General features: G+C 60.5%; 21 protein-coding genes. 2 read left to right on the forward strand and 19 right to left on the reverse strand.

Going from position 1 to position 14,960, the window contains the following annotated elements; all coding sequences use genetic code 11:
* The 11 genes from D5269_RS08015 to D5269_RS08065 form a co-directional block, all read right to left on the reverse strand.
* Positions 1–488: hypothetical protein (locus tag D5269_RS08015; protein WP_166545157.1), on the reverse strand; the 488-nt coding region annotated here is incomplete at its 3' end.
* A gap of 25 nt (positions 489–513) precedes the next feature.
* Positions 514–1,464: a phage tail protein gene (locus tag D5269_RS08020; protein WP_120484909.1), complete on the reverse strand. Its 951-nt coding sequence runs from the start codon at positions 1,462–1,464 to the stop codon at positions 514–516.
* A complete protein-coding gene (locus D5269_RS08025) occupies positions 1,452–2,222 on the reverse strand; it encodes a phage tail protein I (protein ID WP_120484910.1) in 771 nt (256 codons plus the stop codon). The genes D5269_RS08020 and D5269_RS08025 overlap by 13 nt, the downstream gene beginning before the upstream one ends.
* Positions 2,215–3,381, reverse strand: coding sequence for a baseplate J/gp47 family protein (locus D5269_RS08030; RefSeq protein WP_120484911.1), 1,167 nt, complete (start codon positions 3,379–3,381; stop codon positions 2,215–2,217). Before D5269_RS08030 ends, D5269_RS08025 begins: the two co-directional genes overlap by 8 nt.
* Entirely contained in the window at positions 3,359–3,694 is a 336-nt protein-coding gene (locus D5269_RS08035; RefSeq protein WP_120484912.1) for a GPW/gp25 family protein, read from the reverse strand. The genes D5269_RS08030 and D5269_RS08035 overlap by 23 nt, the downstream gene beginning before the upstream one ends.
* A 4-nt stretch (positions 3,695–3,698) precedes the next feature.
* Positions 3,699–4,100: a phage tail protein gene (locus D5269_RS08040; protein WP_120484913.1), complete on the reverse strand. Its 402-nt coding sequence runs from the start codon at positions 4,098–4,100 to the stop codon at positions 3,699–3,701.
* On the reverse strand, positions 4,091–4,438 hold the full coding sequence (locus tag D5269_RS08045) for a hypothetical protein (protein ID WP_120484914.1): 348 nt from the start codon (positions 4,436–4,438) through the stop codon (positions 4,091–4,093). The genes D5269_RS08040 and D5269_RS08045 overlap by 10 nt, the downstream gene beginning before the upstream one ends.
* Positions 4,438–5,490, reverse strand: coding sequence for a contractile injection system protein, VgrG/Pvc8 family (locus tag D5269_RS08050; protein ID WP_120484915.1), 1,053 nt, complete (start codon positions 5,488–5,490; stop codon positions 4,438–4,440). Before D5269_RS08050 ends, D5269_RS08045 begins: the two co-directional genes overlap by 1 nt.
* On the reverse strand, positions 5,487–5,702 hold the full coding sequence (locus tag D5269_RS08055) for a tail protein X (protein ID WP_120484916.1): 216 nt from the start codon (positions 5,700–5,702) through the stop codon (positions 5,487–5,489). The genes D5269_RS08050 and D5269_RS08055 overlap by 4 nt, the downstream gene beginning before the upstream one ends.
* Entirely contained in the window at positions 5,699–9,151 is a 3,453-nt protein-coding gene (locus D5269_RS08060; RefSeq protein ID WP_120484917.1) for a phage tail tape measure protein, read from the reverse strand. Before D5269_RS08060 ends, D5269_RS08055 begins: the two co-directional genes overlap by 4 nt.
* 139 nt (positions 9,152–9,290) lie before the next feature.
* Positions 9,291–9,728: a hypothetical protein gene (locus tag D5269_RS08065; RefSeq protein ID WP_120484918.1), complete on the reverse strand. Its 438-nt coding sequence runs from the start codon at positions 9,726–9,728 to the stop codon at positions 9,291–9,293.
* Positions 9,729–9,826: 98 nt separating this feature from the next.
* Here D5269_RS08065 and D5269_RS08070 point away from each other — a divergent pair, with 98 nt between their 5' ends.
* Positions 9,827–10,006: a type II toxin-antitoxin system HicA family toxin gene (locus D5269_RS08070; RefSeq protein WP_120484919.1), complete on the forward strand. Its 180-nt coding sequence runs from the start codon at positions 9,827–9,829 to the stop codon at positions 10,004–10,006.
* A gap of 40 nt (positions 10,007–10,046) precedes the next feature.
* The gene (locus tag D5269_RS08075; RefSeq protein ID WP_120484920.1) at positions 10,047–10,442 is read left to right on the forward strand and encodes a type II toxin-antitoxin system HicB family antitoxin; all 396 of its coding nucleotides are present in this window, start codon (positions 10,047–10,049) and stop codon (positions 10,440–10,442) included.
* A gap of 35 nt (positions 10,443–10,477) precedes the next feature.
* Here D5269_RS08075 and D5269_RS08080 read toward each other — a convergent pair whose 3' ends face one another.
* Genes D5269_RS08080 through D5269_RS08115 form a run of 8 tightly spaced genes read right to left on the reverse strand, consistent with a single transcriptional unit; the run spans position 10,478 to position 14,957 of the window.
* Positions 10,478–10,999 (reverse strand): phage major tail tube protein, encoded by a 522-nt coding sequence (locus tag D5269_RS08080; RefSeq protein ID WP_016318038.1) that lies wholly within the window; start codon positions 10,997–10,999, stop codon positions 10,478–10,480.
* 13 nt (positions 11,000–11,012) lie between these two features.
* Positions 11,013–12,476 (reverse strand): phage tail protein, encoded by a 1,464-nt coding sequence (locus D5269_RS08085; RefSeq protein WP_120484921.1) that lies wholly within the window; start codon positions 12,474–12,476, stop codon positions 11,013–11,015.
* Positions 12,477–12,758: a hypothetical protein gene (locus tag D5269_RS08090; RefSeq protein WP_120484922.1), complete on the reverse strand. Its 282-nt coding sequence runs from the start codon at positions 12,756–12,758 to the stop codon at positions 12,477–12,479. It abuts the gene before it with no gap.
* Positions 12,743–13,246 (reverse strand): hypothetical protein, encoded by a 504-nt coding sequence (locus D5269_RS08095; RefSeq protein WP_120484923.1) that lies wholly within the window; start codon positions 13,244–13,246, stop codon positions 12,743–12,745. Before D5269_RS08095 ends, D5269_RS08090 begins: the two co-directional genes overlap by 16 nt.
* Positions 13,247–13,250: 4 nt before the next feature.
* Positions 13,251–13,976 (reverse strand): hypothetical protein, encoded by a 726-nt coding sequence (locus D5269_RS08100; protein WP_120484924.1) that lies wholly within the window; start codon positions 13,974–13,976, stop codon positions 13,251–13,253.
* Entirely contained in the window at positions 13,973–14,338 is a 366-nt protein-coding gene (locus tag D5269_RS08105) for a hypothetical protein (RefSeq protein WP_120484925.1), read from the reverse strand. Before D5269_RS08105 ends, D5269_RS08100 begins: the two co-directional genes overlap by 4 nt.
* A gap of 4 nt (positions 14,339–14,342) precedes the next feature.
* Positions 14,343–14,615 (reverse strand): hypothetical protein, encoded by a 273-nt coding sequence (locus D5269_RS08110; protein WP_120484926.1) that lies wholly within the window; start codon positions 14,613–14,615, stop codon positions 14,343–14,345.
* 12 nt (positions 14,616–14,627) lie between these two features.
* Complete coding sequence (locus tag D5269_RS08115) at positions 14,628–14,957, reverse strand: DUF2190 family protein (protein WP_120484927.1); 330 nt, start codon at positions 14,955–14,957, stop codon at positions 14,628–14,630.
* Positions 14,958–14,960: the final 3 nt, after the last annotated feature.

The raw sequence follows: 14,960 nt of genomic DNA on the forward strand, positions 1-14,960 counted from the left end.
TGCACGATGCCTTTGGCATCCAGTGCGGCATCGGGTACCTCCAGATCGTCCCATGTGATGGTAACCGCCCCTGTTTTGCCGTTGACCGAGATCACCGCACCCCGCGTCGCGCTGTCAATCCAGCCTGCCGGTTCGCCGTCAGCGTCCCAAATCCAGACGGTATCGGTCGAGCCGACGACCGCGAAATCTCCGGCATTCGCAGAGGGCAGCGCTTCCCGCAGGGCTTCCGGGGTCGCATAGTAGCCCTTGTTATGCTCCAGCAGCGACGGGATCAGGGACAGTGGCAGCCGCCCTTCCTCATCCAGCCCCGCGTAGCCGCCGACTTTGTTTTTGTTGGCTGCATCCTCCTTTGCTTCAAAGGCCGCGATCTGACCGTCCGTCAAAAACCGGTGCTGCGGGTCGGTCTCGACCTGTGCCGCCACCGTTTTGGGATAACGGTCCTCCCATTTTCCGTTCACAAATGCTCTCTGCGTGTAGTTCTGCGCCATACTTTCATTCCTCCTGCTTTAAACTTTACAGCGCGCCCCAGATCACCGAGGTATCCCCGGGCGGGTCTGCGCTGAATACCATGTTTTTGACCGCAACCACATCTGCGGGAGTGTCAGGGACGCTTCCCCCGTCACCGCATAACAGCCGGAGATATACGGCGTCGATTTCGTTGCCCTGATACAGGACCACATATTCGGTATGGCTGAGCTGCCGCAACTCCTTGTTGATCCCCGGCCTTGCCGCATCCTTTGTGGTGTAGACGGCCAGCCTGTTTTTGTCGAGACATTCCGCTTTTGCCGGTATCTGCATCAGGCTGGTTCCGCCTGCCGGGCCGCTGCCCGCTTCGCCCATGCCCGCGCCGTATTGATAGGCAAACGCCAGCACCTGCGGATAGGTTCCCAACTGGTGATCCAGGACAACCAGCTCGGTCTCCGGATGATCCTCCCGGTTATGTTCCCGGATCACCTGCTTCAGTTCCGCTTCCAGTTCTTCGCGGGTCACATTGTCCACCGACGCGTCCACGACAAACTGCACCGCATCCACATTCGTAAACAGCACATGCAGCCAGAGGGTCAGCTTGGACGCGATCCCGTCCAGGATCAGGGCCTTGGCGGTATCCGGGAAGTTACTGACCACAATCAGGTTCCCCGAATCATCCAACAACCCGACCTCTCGGACGGTAAATCCGCCCACCGTCCCGTCCAGCACGATCTTGACGTCCACCATGTTTGGTGACACGGCGTTGACCTTCTTTTCGGCGATCTCCCCGCGCCACACCTCATTTTTGATTTCGGTCATGTCGGGTGTGGGGATGTAATAGCTTCCGCCGCCATCCCCGACCACCGCAGTGGTGATGTTGATTTTCGGTCCGTCCAGCGTATAACCGGCGAGCTTTTGGTTCCCCAGGTCGGTGACCATGGTTTTATACTTCCGCTCATCGGTCGTAATGACCACATTCCCGTCTATGTCCGCCATTTCGCATCCATCCTTTCCTCGGGGTATAGTTCTACCGTCTGCTGCACAGAGATAAACCCGTCATTTCCAGCCCCGACGGCCAGCTCCGCCCGTTCGGCCAGGGCGGGCCAGATTTCCACCGTCTGCGCCACCACCGCCGCAACCCCAATCTGATCGCTTCCGGCTCCGGTCAGCTCGACCGATACCGGCTGCTCCGGCCAGACCTCCACCGTATGAGCCGCGGTAACGTATGCTCCGGTATGGTTCGTCCCGGAAACCTCTCCCTCAAGGGAGATTCCCTCCAGATGGGAGCGCAGATTTTTGTAGTACCAGATCCGGCTCAAAACCCGCCGCTGCCGGTCCTCTGAAACGCCGTCCTGCACCGGCAGGAATAGCCGGAAACAGTAGGGAGACCCGCCATATTCAAACCATTCCTCCACCCAGGCCCCGGGAAAGATGTCCCCCAGAACCGTCTCCACCGCGTATTTCGTCCCCAGCGTCCGATGGACGTTCCAGTTGTCCCGCAGCACCCGGCGTTTCTCCTCGAGGGAATACTCGCTGTCCCACCAATCCACCTTGAAGTCGTACGCCAGGATGTCGAGCAGTTTTTCATCCAGCCGGAATACATCCGGATAGATCCGCAGCCGGTCGATCTCCTCCGGCCGCTGCGCGAGCATCTCCGCCATAGCGCTGGCCAGCGCGGTGACTGACCGATCCAGCCGCAGGGCGACCGGCAGAGTCTCCAGCAGGTTTTCCCGCGTCAGTCCCCGGCTACTCATCCTCACAGCCTCCGTTCAGGACGGACACCCGCTGCACCTGCCCGACCTGCGGGACGGTCATGGTGATCTCGTATTCCTGTGTTCCCAGCGTCATCCGACCGTCCCGCAGCGGCTGAAAGGATGGGGCGCGTAGGTCCACCCGCTTGATCCCGGTCTGCATCAGCAGCTGATAAAGCTTTGACGGGTTGATGTCCCGCCCGAGCTTTGCACTTTGCCAGTCAATATAGTCCTGTACCGCCTGTTCCACCAACCCTTGAAGCTCGGCGGAACTGACGGGAGAATCCGCATGGCTGTACCAGGTCAGGTCGACTTCGTAGGGGACAATCTCCGGGTCGCCCATCTGGACATGGTCGGTGAACGGCCGCACCCGGTCGGCGCTGCATCGCTCGTATACCGCCTTCTTGATCTCCTCCCCAGCCGGTCTCCCGCCCTTCATCAGGACGTAGAGGTAAACCTCCCCTGGCGACGGGGAATTCGGGACCACGTCCGCGATCTCGGTGGACACCTGCATGGCGTGATAAGTATAGCTCCCGGTACTGCCCGCGGTGCTCCATCCGTCCTGGCTCAGCCGCAGCAGGTTGTAGTATTCCTCGTCGGTCGCGGCGTCGGCCCCGCCCTCCGATTCGGTAACATTGCGGCAGACGGTGCAGTAGCTGTACAGGTCCACAATCGTGTCGATCTGCCCGGGGAGGTACCCGTTTCCTATCGTCCCCGGCGTCTGGCAGACCACCTCAACGTCCACCGACGTTTCCCCGACCGGGACGAGGGCATCCTCCTCGGTCTCCCAGACCAGTACCCCGCCTGCATCTGACACCCGCGTCCCCTTGGAAATCAGAACCGGGAACGGCTGGCCCTGGGAGATTTCAAACCGCACACGACAGCGGGCGGATTTTGCGTCCGGCCGTTCGTGCTCCAGAAACAGCTCCCCCAGCGCATCAAGATTTGCCCCCTCCGCCCGGCTCGGGATGTTCTGATTGCCGGTGTAGTTGTTGAGCGCCCGTTCCTGTAGGATCGCCGCCGTATGCCAGCGCAGGAACAGCATTTCGGGGCTGGCCGGTTGGACGGTCATGCCGGTCAGCGTCTCATATGCCGCGATTGCCTGCGAGAGGATTTCCTGCGCATCCATGGATACAAACTCATATTCCGGATTCCTGCTCATCGTTTATCTCCACCTCCACAGTTGGGATCAGTTTCCCCGGGTCGGACGGGTCCTCCGCAAGCTCCACATCCAGGACGGTAACCCGGGGTTCCCACTCCTCGACCGCTTCCCGGATGTCCGAAATCATCATGACCTTTGCCACCGGGATCGGGCGGTCCAGGATGCTGGCCGCAATCCCGAATTCCCGGTAGAGCGGCACCGACCCTCTGGGAGTGGACAACAGCACCGCGATATTTTGCAGGATCGAGGACAGCGCGTCCCGCTCCTGAAACCGGATACTCCGGAGATCGGTCGCGCTCACAAGATAACTCATCTTTTCACCGCCTCGCATATTCCTGTAGATTGACAGATACCACGACCACCGACAGGTTCCCGCGCCGGTCGAATGTTTTTGCTTTGACGCTGTGGCCGGTAATCACCCAACGGTAGGTCCCATACGCCTTGCTGCCGATGGTCAGCGGCAGGGTTCGACCCTTGCTCTCGTACTTGGCGATTTTGGAGATCTCCCGTGCAGGGGACGCGCCTAACTGGGTAGATAAAGTCATATCGAAGGAGATCTTATCCGGGTCCACGCCGGTAAACTCCAGCAGCCCCCGGCCCAGATGCCGCTGGTGGGCCGCATACCGGGCAGACCCCGACCACTGGAAGTTGTCCAGCGTGCGCACCACTGAGGACGACACGGTAAACGCGATGTCCCCCAGACATCCGATCATTGCCATGGCTGATACGCCCCCAATACGAAGCCGTGCGCGTTCTCGACCGGCAGGAACAGCGTGACCACCCTGTCCCCCACGTTCGGCAGCCACGGTTTAATCACCAGATCGTGCTTGTGCTTCTCAAATTCCGCCGCCCCTTCTCCGTCCGGCCCCTCGAATTCGGTCCGCTGCGGCTCGCCGTCGTAATCCGGGATGTGTGGATGGGAGTCGAGCACCGCCAGCCATTCGGAGCTCATCTCGTCGCTGCTCTCAAACAGCACACGGGCGGTGCGGCTGCCCGGATCCACCGCTGTGACGGTGCCCACCCGCACCAGATTTTGCAGGACGTTTGTCTCATCCATCAGTATCCCTCCAATATGCTCCGCAGCCGGACTCTGGTCGTATAGCCTGACCCGTCCACCGTATGTACCGCCTGGCTGATGATATATTTGCAGTCCCAGCCGCCGAACCCCCGAAGCCGCACCGTAACGCCCGCCACCAGCGCGGGGTTGCCAACCATCGTAAAGCTGGCAGTCTTGGCGAACTTGTTGTGCAGCCGCAGCATCTTTTCCGCCAGCGTTTTCGCCTCCCCCGGGCTGGCCACCCGCGCGGCAACCTCCAGCTGCTGCCCATTTTTGACCTTGTCGTCAGTGGCAATCCCGGTGATGCACTGCCCCTTTGCGGGATTCTCGTACCGTACCCGGCAGGATGCATACTGCGTGTCCGCCGTACCCGTCCCGATCTGATACCGGGTATAGGACCCGTCCCCGCGCCGGATGGTCAGAATTTCGTTCTTGGCCTCATATTCCGCCTGATCGAAGAGCACGAGAATCTTGTTGGTTGCCTTGAGGGAGATGCCCGCCTCGTGGCAGAGCCTGCGCAGCAGGGCAATATCGCTTGTCCTGATCTGCTCCACCCGGGCATAATACGGATTGACGGACGATTCGTACATACAGATCATCCCGCTGTTTGCGGCCATCTCATTGGCAATTCCGGACAGTGTGTACCCTTCCCACGCCTTTGACCTTTTGGTCTGTCGAATTGCGGCATGAAAGGGCAGTGAGGTCGCCTTGATGGTGATTTTATTTGGCGGGCCGGAAGCCTCCACCGTATCCAGCTCGAATGTCCCGAACGGCAGCAGGACGTCCTTGCCGTTGCTGTGCTGGTTCTCCCGCAGAAGCACCGCTTCGATTGACAGCTTTTCCGCCGCTGCCGCCTCGATCGCGTCCATCAGCCACTGTTCGGTCCATATCCGTCCCCGGTCCTGGAGGGTAATCTGAAGATCATCGGTCTCGTCCTCCTCGTTGTCGGTATAGGAGACCGACAGCAGGTAAGGCCGGATAGACCTGGTGATGTCCACCCCGTCAAAGGCAATCTCCGCCACCGTCCGGCGGGCCATGTTCCGATTGCTCATCTGCTCACCTGCTTCCAAGGCGGAAGTCCGCCGCTCACCCTCTGCGGGACGTCGGGGATCGTGAGCTTCACGCCTGCCGGGAAAAGGTAGGTCCCCAGCAGGGCATACCTCATGTTGGCGCGCATCAGCAGCCCGGTATGATCGGTGCTGCCCATCTGGTCCTGCGCGATGCTGTCCCACATGTCTCCCTGAGTTGTTATATAGCTTTTCATGCCATCCTCAGCCTTTCCCGATCCGCCAGCATTCCCGACACGACATCCTGTACCCGCTGTGCGAAATCGTCCCCGAATTCCTGTAATGACGCCACCGTTTCGGGCGTCGCGTTCCCCTGAATGTTGAAGGAAACCTGGATACTCACCGGAGAGTTGTCTGCGCCGCCAACCGGCGCAACCAGTGCGGAGAGGGCGGGCTGTGCCCGCATGGACGCGGTCTGTCCCGCATCCATGACCTTTTCCCCACCGTTGAACCAGACCAGCTCCGGCCCCTCCTCGCCGACCAGTGCAAAGCCAGGTTCGGCACTCTGGGTGCCGGATGCGTAGGCATTTTGCGGAGCAACTGACACACCACCCCTACCGCCGGAAAGCGCGGCAGCGGCCGCGGAACCCAGCCGCCCGTACGCTTCCCGCACCTGCGGCAGCATCCCTTCCGCCGCGTCCAGATACCCCTGAATGGTCGCCTGCCCGCTTTTGAGGGCTTCGTCCCCCAGATCCATGGCGGAGATCTGCTCCGTCAGACGATTCTGGATTGCGTCCATCTCGCTGCTGAACCCGGTTTGCAGGTCCGCGATACTCTGCGCTGCTTCCGACTGTGCCTCCTGAAGCGCCTGCCACTGCTCCGCCATTTCCGCCACGGTATCTGTGTCGCCCGCATTGACCGCATCTGCCAGCCCCGCAATCGCGTTGACACTGTCGGCGCTCCCGTCCGCAAAGCTGGCCAGCATCGCTCCCAGCCCTTCGACCTCTGCGGTTTTGCCCAGGAGCAGGTCCATGTTGGCCGCATAATCCTCCCAATATTGCCGCTGTCCCTCGATGTTGGAGGCCATGTTCGCCGCGCTGGTCGCGGATACAGCGGCGGCTTTGTCCCAGACCGCATACTGTCCCTCTACCGATTCCAGCGCCGCGGCATAGGATTCGTTGTAGGCGTCCACAAGCAGCTGCACATGGCTGGCTGTGTTGTCGATCACGCCGGTCAGGAGGTTGATCTGGCCTGCCGCCTCCTGCGACACCCCGGCCTGCTCGGCCAGAACCGCGTTGTAATCCCGGAGCGCATCCTGTGCGGACAGCGCTGCGGTCTCCCCCTGCTCAATCGCGGTATTCAGATTTTTCAGGGTATTTTGGGTCTGTTTCTGTTCGAGCTTCAGCTCTTTCAGGCGTTCCGCCTGCTCATAATATTCCGCTGTCAGGTCTGTCCCGTTGCGGCTCGCTTCCCACGAAAGCTCTTTCAGCCGCTTTTCCAGCGGTTCCCGCTGTTTCTCGATCTCCGTGAGCCGGATTTCCGCAGCGGTCCGGTCCAGCTTGTTTTTAGCCAGCTCCTGCTCTGCCGCCGCCTGCTTGGACAGCAGGTCGGTCAGCTTATCCGCCCGGGCCTGCTCCTCCGCGTTTTTCTGCATGGCTGCGATCGACGCTTCCAGTGCGGCGGTGCCGCCCTCGATCGAGTTGGTGGTCAGGTCGATCTGGCCGGCCAGCTCGGGCATGACCTGTGTCAGCAGGGTCAGCGTGTTCCGGTAATCCTCATTTCCGGCCACATTGCCGCCCGTCGCGGCTTCGATCTCCTTCAGCCGGGAAATATACAGATTGGCGGTGTCGATGCCCGCCTGTGTTTCGGTGGCAACCAGCCCGATCGAAAGGCCCGCCTGCTGTGCCGCCTCACCCAGATCGCTTGCGGCCCGGGTCAGCTCCTCTACCTCCGGTACGCCTTCATGCGCCCGCTGGTACATCCCGTAGATCGCCCCGCCCAAAGCGCCGACCGCAGCGCCTGCCCCGAGGATAATACCTGCGGGGCCGGTGAACATCGCCGCAAGATCAAGCGCTTTTGCTACCTTGGTGACTGCCGTATAGGCGGTTATCCCAGCGGTCAGGGCAGCGACCGAACCGACCACGCCGGTGACCGCGCCCACCACGCCCGGAGAATCCTGCACAAACTGGTCTACCCCGGTGAATACGTCGGTCCCAACCTTGTACAGATCTCGCATAGCCGGGGTGAACTGCTCCCCGACCGAGGTTTTCAGCGCATCCCATGCGGATTTCATCAGGACGAGCTGTCCGTTCATGTTGTCCAGCTTGATCTCCGCCATCCGCTGTGCGGCCCCGGCGCTGCCGTAGATGCTCTGGGTCAGACTGTCCACGTCCGCCTGACTGGCGTTGATGATTGCCAGCATTCCGGACATGGCCTCCTTGCCAAAGATGGTGCTTGCCGCCGCTGTCTGCTCCGCCTCGCTCAGCTCCGAGAAGGAGGAGCGCAGGGTGGTGGTCAGCTGTGCCAGCGACTTCATGCTGCCGTCCGCGTTGGTCATCGAGATGCCAAGCCGCTCCATCTCCCCGGCCTGTGCTTTGGTCGGGGCGGACAGGTTGGCCAGCGCTGTTTTTAAGGTGGTACCCGCCTGGCTGCCCTTGATGCCGCTGTTGGCCATGAGGCCCAGATTTACTGCCGCGTCCTGTGCCGAATAGCCCAGCGTCCCGCACAGGGGTGCCGCGTACTTGAACGATTCCCCCAGCATCGAGACGTTGGTATTGGACTTGGTTGCGGCCGCAGCCAGAATATCCACAAAACGGTTGGTGTCCTGCGCGGTCATCCCGAAGGCGGTGAGGGCGTCGGTCACGATGTCGGACACCGTCCCGAGCTCTTCCCCCGAAGCCGCCGCCAGCTGCATGACCCCGCCCAGACCCGCTGTCATGGACGCGGCGTCCCATCCGGCCATGCTCATATACTGCATGGCTTCGGATGCTTCCTGTGCGGTGAATTTCGTAGCCGCGCCCATCTCCTTGGCTTTTGCGGTCAGAGACTCCATCTCGTTGGCGGTCGCTCCGGAAAGCGCCTCCACTGTGGACATGGAGGACTGAAAATCCCCGGCGATGGTGATGCAGTCCATGTATGCGCCGCCGATTTCGTGCAGCGCGGCGGCGATTCCGGCGGCTGCAATAGCGCTCTGCACCGCCCCGAACGACTGGGCGGTCTTTTCCCCGAAGGTCAGCGCACCCTTGGCGGCTTGCTCCTGTTGGGCGGTCAGCTCCGCAAGCTGGGCGGACAGCCTGGTCTGCGCTTCCCCCAGATCATCTGTACTGATCTCCGCGCCTTTGAGCGCTTCAGCGGTCGTGCCCAGCTTCTGTTTCTGCCGGGTCAGGGCGTCCTCGGCGTTTTTGATCCGCTGTTCCAGCTTGAGCTTTTCCCGGCTGAGGGATGCGGTGGAACCGGTGGTTTCGTCGATCTCGACTTGCAGCAGCGCGTGCTGCTTTTTCAGGTTGGCCAGCTTGTCCTCGGTTGCGGTGATCGCGCCCTGCTGCTTCTGGTACGCCGCAATATTGGACTGGGCCTTGTGCAGCTCCGCGATCTCACCGCCCAGCTTTGCAAACTCGGCCTGCGCCTTGGTGAATGTGCCGTGAAAACCGCTGTTCATCTGGGCATTCAGGATGAATGCAATCTCGTTGAGCTTTCTGCTTGCCATCAGCCGGTTTCCCTCCGCTCTGCTATTACAGCGTTATTCGCCCCGATCCACTTCCCCAGCTCCCACAAAGGGCAGTCCAGCCACCTGAAAACATCTGTGTGGTTGTTCTGCGCCAGTACCAGGCATTCCCGCCGGAGGTTCAGGACACCCCCGACGCGATTAAGAAAAAACGCGCCTGGCTGCAAATTTTTAAAAAGTCCGCGATGGGCAGCGCCTCCAGCATGCCGGTACTGATCCGCTGGCCAACCTGCCCGCGCCAGGTGCACGCCCGTACAGCCATCCCCGCCAGATAATCCTCCGACCAGAGCGCGTTGACCAGCGTTTTCTGCTTTTTCGCCAGCTCGGCCTCAATGGCCAGGCTGTCCTGGCCGGTGAGGATGGTCCAGTCAAACTCGAGCACCTCGAAGGTCGTCCCCTCATAGTTGAGCGGCTTTGTAAGAGGGTGCTTATAGGTCTCGAAGTTAATTCCGGCCTCCTTCATCTCCTGTGTGATTTTGGACACCCTCGCTGCCTGGTCCACCGCTTTTTGTACGCTGGCGATCGCGTCCTGAAACTTCGGTTTGGTTTCTGGAGTCATTGAAATCTCTCCTTTCAAATTTTACGTATTTTTATGTATCTTTCTATTGACATACGTAATTTTACGTAGTATAATAGAATCAAGGAGGTAAGGGGCAGATGAAACGCAAAGACATCGACAAGGCATTGAAGAAAGCGGGCTGGATCATCATACACGGTGGAAACCACGACATGGCAAAACACCCTATGAAGCCCGGAATCAGCATCCCGATCCCCCGGCACAGCGAAATCAATGAGTACACAGCGAAGGGGATTCTGGAGCGGGCAGGGATCAAATGATCCCGCCCGTTTCCGGCCCTGACTGAAAGGAGAACACACAATGGCGAAATATGTATACCCCGCAATCTTTCACCCCAATGAAGACGATGGCTCTATCACGGTAACAGTGCCCGACCTGCCCGGCTGCATCACCGAGGGGAAGGATCTTGCCGACGCCATTTTTATGGCGGAGGACGCGGTTTCCATGTGGCTCTGGTACACCGAGGATCACCACGAACCCATCCCGGCTCCCACACAGCCGCCTGTAGTAACAGCCCCTGAATTTGTAAACTATGTGTATGGTGATACGGATGCATATCGCCGGAAGAACGATTCCCGCGCTGTCAAGAAAACCCTCTCCATCCCGAGCTGGTTGAACGCCCGGGCGGAGCAGGCGGGCGTCAACTTCTCGCAGGTCCTTCAGGAAGCCCTGAAAGAACGCCTTGGCGTTCAATAAGCCTCTTGCAGCCTCCCTTGCCGGGAGGCTGTTTTTTATGCCTTGCCCAGCGCCCGGCGCACATCTGCCATATAGTCAACGTCCCCGATGATACACCGCATGTTGCGTTTGTCGATCTCCCACAGCCGCTTTCCCTTGCGGTATGCGGCATAGTAATAGACCTCAAACTCCCCGGACACATCCGCGGCCGACATAGGCGCGACCGTCCCTGGCGCGATGCTCTTGGTCTGTACCAGCATGACGTATTTTTCCGCCCACATGCCCGATTCCGCCTTCTCGACCTCCCAGAACTCCTCCGCTACCCGCAGGTCGAGCAGATGCTGCCTCGGGGCCGCAAGGCTCGCGGCGGCCTGCGTCACGGTCAGGAAGTTGATGGTCGCGCTCATGGCGTCCACCATGCCGATCAGGGGCACGTTCATGTTGCCCATCATTCCCGCGCCGCTGATGGACACGGTCGGATAGGCGATGGTGGGCAGCTGTACCTTGGCAACCCCCAACAGGTTCACGCTGTCCTCATAGACTTCCAGATTGATATAGGCTGCTGCCTGCTGACTCATTTACCGTCCCTCCTTATTCGGATAGTGCGGCCTGCACATAGTCCGGGTCATATTCCAGCGTGAAGTCGATCTCCTGCGCTGGGCTGGGCGGCGTGATGTAGATATGGATCCGCAGGATCCCCGCCATGAGATCCAGCAGCGGGTTTTCCTCCGCGAGCATCTCCGCCCGCGCGCCGAGCAGGCGTTCCGCGCTGACCAGCCCTGCCAGCCAGAGGTTGCAGGTGTCCAGGATACTGTCAACCAGCCGCCGGGTCATGGGCTTATCCAGCTTGGACCAGAAGGTCCGGATGAGGGTGTTGCCCACCCAATCGAACATCCGGGAAACCGGGATGAAATAATCTTTGACGTCGGTGTTCGCGGGATAACACCCCACATAGTTGCCCTTGGCCACCCAACCCATACTCATGAAGTTGAGGGCGGTCACGATCCCGTAGCTTCCGGCGATCAGCTGCACCTGTTCCCAGGTCAGGTTGATTTCGGTCCCGTCCGCCAGACAGCAGCCGTCGATCTTGAGCGCCTTGTTGGAGGGCGACTCGTACGGGCATCCGGCGTTCTCGGTGTCCACCTTGGCCATCAGGCCCGCCAGCTGGGTGGACAGATGGAACCGGTAATCCCCCAGCTTGACCATGGGCCAGCAGACGATCTGGTTCTCGTCAATAAAGTTGTTTTTGTTCTTGTGCAGGGTCAGGCTGGAATATTCGGTACAGCCGTCCGGGCCGGAGTCGATGTCGATGAGCGCCTTGCCGCGGAACAGGCCGTTGATCCCCGCGGCCTTGGTCGCCATGACCGCTGCGACGGTGGACAGATGCGAGTACCCGGGGGCGCAGATCAGGTCGGGGATCACTCCCACGACGGTCATACATTCGTCGATCACGCCCAGCCCCCGGATGATGTCCTTTTCGTCGATCTGGCCAAATTCCACAACCTGCCCCTCGACATGCAGCGTCTCTGCGGTCTGGTAGTAATTACTGGCGGGCAGCAGCTCGATGATACAGGCATCCTCGTCCGCGTCGTACAGGACGCTGTAATCCTCGTCCTCCGCCAGCTGGTTGTCCGCCGCGATCACCTCGTCCGAACCGGCTTTCTTTACGCAGGTCACCACCAGCTTGTCATCGTGGATAAATCCGAACGGGATGGAAATCCTGTGTTCCGCCACCGCATAGTCCTTGCCTTCTCCCGTCTTCTGCATGGCGGCGGGATCAAAAACGTTGCAGAAGAGCACCGGCTGACAACCGAACAGCTGAAAATGGCTGTACATGAATTCGCAGAGGGTGTAGGTTTCCCAGTCGTAGGAGAAGCCCAGCTTTTCCACCGCTTCTGTCCAGCTGGTGCAAAGGACCGGCGTATACGCTTTGCCCGGGCTGGATGCCGCGTGGGATGGGGCGACGCCCACCACATACGGGATCCCGGCATCCGCCACGACCGGCGTGCTGAGCGAGGTCGCCTGCTCATACACATGTACGCCGAGATTGGCCATTTACTTCCCCTCCCTTCCGGCTGCAACCTTCTGGTAGTTCGCATACAGGGCGTTCCCCGGCTTTTTAACCTTGAGCCGGGCCTCCGGCAGGGCCGCGCCCGAGACAATCAGGGTTTTCACCAGCGGCTGTTTTTCAATCGCGCGGGCCGCTGCGGCGAGCGCTTCCTCTTTCGTACCCATGTAGATCGTCCCGCTCTGGATCAGGCCCGCAAGGTTGGGGCCGATGTAGCAGTAGAACCCGCCGTCATCCGGCTTGGGCTGGGCCGTTATCTTTCTTGCCATTGCGTCAACTTCCTTTCCACCGACTTTAATTTCCACTGGGAGATCATCTCCCCCGCATAGAACGGGGCAGAGTTCTCGGGATAGATCAGGCTTTCCAGCCCCTCCTGCAAATTCAGGATGAACTGCTTGCCGATGACCACCTGCTGCATCAAGGCGATCCGCATCCGCTCCATCAGGTTTAGAAGGGCCAGCCCGCCCTCCTGCTCATCCGGGTGGTATACGCAGAACACCGAACGGACGACAGCGGAGGAATCCGGCCATGGTCTGCCGGGCTGGTGCACATCCTTGCAGGTAATCACCTGGTGCAGGATGTAGGGGGCGTCCCGCATGTAGACTTTGCCGTCCGGCAGGCGGGTCAGGAACACCCTGACGGGCCGGGGCGCGGGCGGTTCGGTGTCCTCTTCCTGCATCTGCACCGGCAAAATGATATTTTTTGTGGCCTCAAGCGTGAAGGCTTTCAGCTGTTCGAGTAAAAGAATCCTTGTCATTCTGTCACCATCCCCATCCGTTCATAAGTGCTATGATTCCATGGTCCAGCTGCTTTTCAAACGCCTGCTCCGCTCTTGCCGTCAGCCTCTCCGAAACCTCCGGGCTGTCCAGCATCTGGGCGACCGAAGGCCCAAACAGCTCCTCGATCTCGTCCTTGTCGTGGGAGGTCATGCCGCCGGTCCGCTCAAAGATGCCGACATGTCCGGTTTTCATCCGCGCGGCGAACGCGTTCGGGAAGGATTTGGCGGACGTGCCTTTCAGGACATGCCCATAGGCGGGACTGCCGGGATGCAGTAAGCGCCACTTATCCGGGCCAAACATCACAGGGATCCGGCGGCTGGTATCGTAGGAAGGGTTGAGCGGACCGGACCCGTCGAACCTGTGCAGCGGGATCCGGTACCCGGCAAAGGTGATATATACCTGTACCCCGTTCTGGTAACTGTACCGGACTGAGACGTTCTCGTTGGCCCGGATGCCTGCCGCGGAGATTGCGTACCGCTCCCGGATCGCTCGGGTGCTCTCTGTTCGCAGATAGGAGGTTGTTCTGGACAGGGCCCTTTTCATTGCTTTTTCAAGTCCGCCCTCAATACCGGCCAGCAGCCCCGCCGCCCGATCCAGCGCATCCTGTCCGGCTGTGACCGTTACGTCAATGTCCGCGCTCGCCGGTCCTTCCCAGGTCCCCCGGCCCGCGGGCCTGCGCGCTTCTCTGCTGATGTTATCAAACCTCAATCCTGGATCGCCTCCAGTTCGATGCGCAGCATCCCCATTTCACGGGCCGCTGCCGCCACGTAATAGCGCCGGAAATAGCCGCCGCCACCCTCGCAGTTGTTGATCTGCAAGGGGCAGCCCTGCCTTGGGAGCTTGCCGCCCAGGTCACTCTCGGCGCAGTGAAGGACTGCGCTGACCCGGTGCAGCCCCTGGACATGGTCGTCCCGGAGCTGTTCCCGCTCCTCGTTTACCGGCCCCTCCAGTACAACGGGAATATCCTGGTAGGTCTCCCCGTCATACCGGACGGTGCGCAGCTCCGCGAACTCCTCCAGATTCAGGAACAGGCTAATGTCCTCCCGCATCTGCTCCTTGAATGTTGCCATCCGCTCACTTCCTTCCCTTGCGGCCGACCGGCAGCTCCTGCACGCCGGAAAGCTGGTCCGGCGCTTCCTCCGGTTCGGCCTCCTCTCCGGGTTTCTGCTCTGGCGCCTGTTTCGGTTCGATTTGCTCGAGCCAGCCCTCGCTCACATCCATCGCGACTACCCGTTTTCCGTTGCCCGCGGCCACGATCTTCTCTTCCAGCTCCTTTGGCAGACGGACGGTCTTTCCCGCCGGGATCAGGTACCCGTTATGCGTCAATGGACAAAACAACCGGATCATCCTGCCGCCCCCTCACAGCTTGCAGAGCGCGGCCGCGGCCTCCGCCGCCTTCGCCTCTGCCGCGTATCCCGCGAGGATTGCCCCGCTTGCCGCCTTCGTCGCGGTGAGCCGTTTGTTTTCCGCATCCCACCAGAGTGTCTGCCCCATCTGGAACGCGGTCCCGGTCTCCGCGGGCATCTCATAGACCCCGCTCACCCCGACCGTACCAAGGCTTCCCGCCGGGATGTCGATGCCCGCCACCCCGATCCGCTCTTCGAGCACCACGACTTCCCCGTACTGGATCAGCTCGCTGCCCTCGTTGCGGTAGTTTAAGCTCTCGCCCTTCTGTACAAATTCCGCCATCCG

It is taken from the genome of Anaerotruncus sp. 1XD42-93, from assembly GCF_009917605.1.
In the GTDB taxonomy this organism is placed as follows: domain Bacteria; phylum Bacillota; class Clostridia; order Oscillospirales; family Ruminococcaceae; genus Anaerotruncus.

Coding starts and splice junctions, on each gene's coding strand:
- D5269_RS08110 (WP_120484926.1), bottom strand. CDS start 14,615: ATGATCCGGTTGTTTTGTCCATTGACGCATAACGGGTACCTGATCCCG.
- D5269_RS08095 (WP_120484923.1), bottom strand. CDS start 13,246: ATGACAAGGATTCTTTTACTCGAACAGCTGAAAGCCTTCACGCTTGAG.
- D5269_RS08055 (WP_120484916.1), bottom strand. CDS start 5,702: ATGAAAAGCTATATAACAACTCAGGGAGACATGTGGGACAGCATCGCG.
- D5269_RS08080 (WP_016318038.1), bottom strand. CDS start 10,999: ATGAGTCAGCAGGCAGCAGCCTATATCAATCTGGAAGTCTATGAGGAC.
- D5269_RS08085 (WP_120484921.1), bottom strand. CDS start 12,476: ATGGCCAATCTCGGCGTACATGTGTATGAGCAGGCGACCTCGCTCAGC.
- D5269_RS08060 (WP_120484917.1), bottom strand. CDS start 9,151: ATGGCAAGCAGAAAGCTCAACGAGATTGCATTCATCCTGAATGCCCAG.
- D5269_RS08045 (WP_120484914.1), bottom strand. CDS start 4,438: ATGGATGAGACAAACGTCCTGCAAAATCTGGTGCGGGTGGGCACCGTC.
- D5269_RS08065 (WP_120484918.1), bottom strand. CDS start 9,728: ATGACTCCAGAAACCAAACCGAAGTTTCAGGACGCGATCGCCAGCGTA.
- D5269_RS08040 (WP_120484913.1), bottom strand. CDS start 4,100: ATGGCAATGATCGGATGTCTGGGGGACATCGCGTTTACCGTGTCGTCC.
- D5269_RS08035 (WP_120484912.1), bottom strand. CDS start 3,694: ATGAGTTATCTTGTGAGCGCGACCGATCTCCGGAGTATCCGGTTTCAG.
- D5269_RS08070 (WP_120484919.1), top strand. CDS start 9,827: ATGAAACGCAAAGACATCGACAAGGCATTGAAGAAAGCGGGCTGGATC.
- D5269_RS08115 (WP_120484927.1), bottom strand. CDS start 14,957: ATGGCGGAATTTGTACAGAAGGGCGAGAGCTTAAACTACCGCAACGAG.
- D5269_RS08105 (WP_120484925.1), bottom strand. CDS start 14,338: ATGGCAACATTCAAGGAGCAGATGCGGGAGGACATTAGCCTGTTCCTG.
- D5269_RS08090 (WP_120484922.1), bottom strand. CDS start 12,758: ATGGCAAGAAAGATAACGGCCCAGCCCAAGCCGGATGACGGCGGGTTC.
- D5269_RS08075 (WP_120484920.1), top strand. CDS start 10,047: ATGGCGAAATATGTATACCCCGCAATCTTTCACCCCAATGAAGACGAT.
- D5269_RS08050 (WP_120484915.1), bottom strand. CDS start 5,490: ATGAGCAATCGGAACATGGCCCGCCGGACGGTGGCGGAGATTGCCTTT.
- D5269_RS08020 (WP_120484909.1), bottom strand. CDS start 1,464: ATGGCGGACATAGACGGGAATGTGGTCATTACGACCGATGAGCGGAAG.
- D5269_RS08025 (WP_120484910.1), bottom strand. CDS start 2,222: ATGAGTAGCCGGGGACTGACGCGGGAAAACCTGCTGGAGACTCTGCCG.
- D5269_RS08030 (WP_120484911.1), bottom strand. CDS start 3,381: ATGAGCAGGAATCCGGAATATGAGTTTGTATCCATGGATGCGCAGGAA.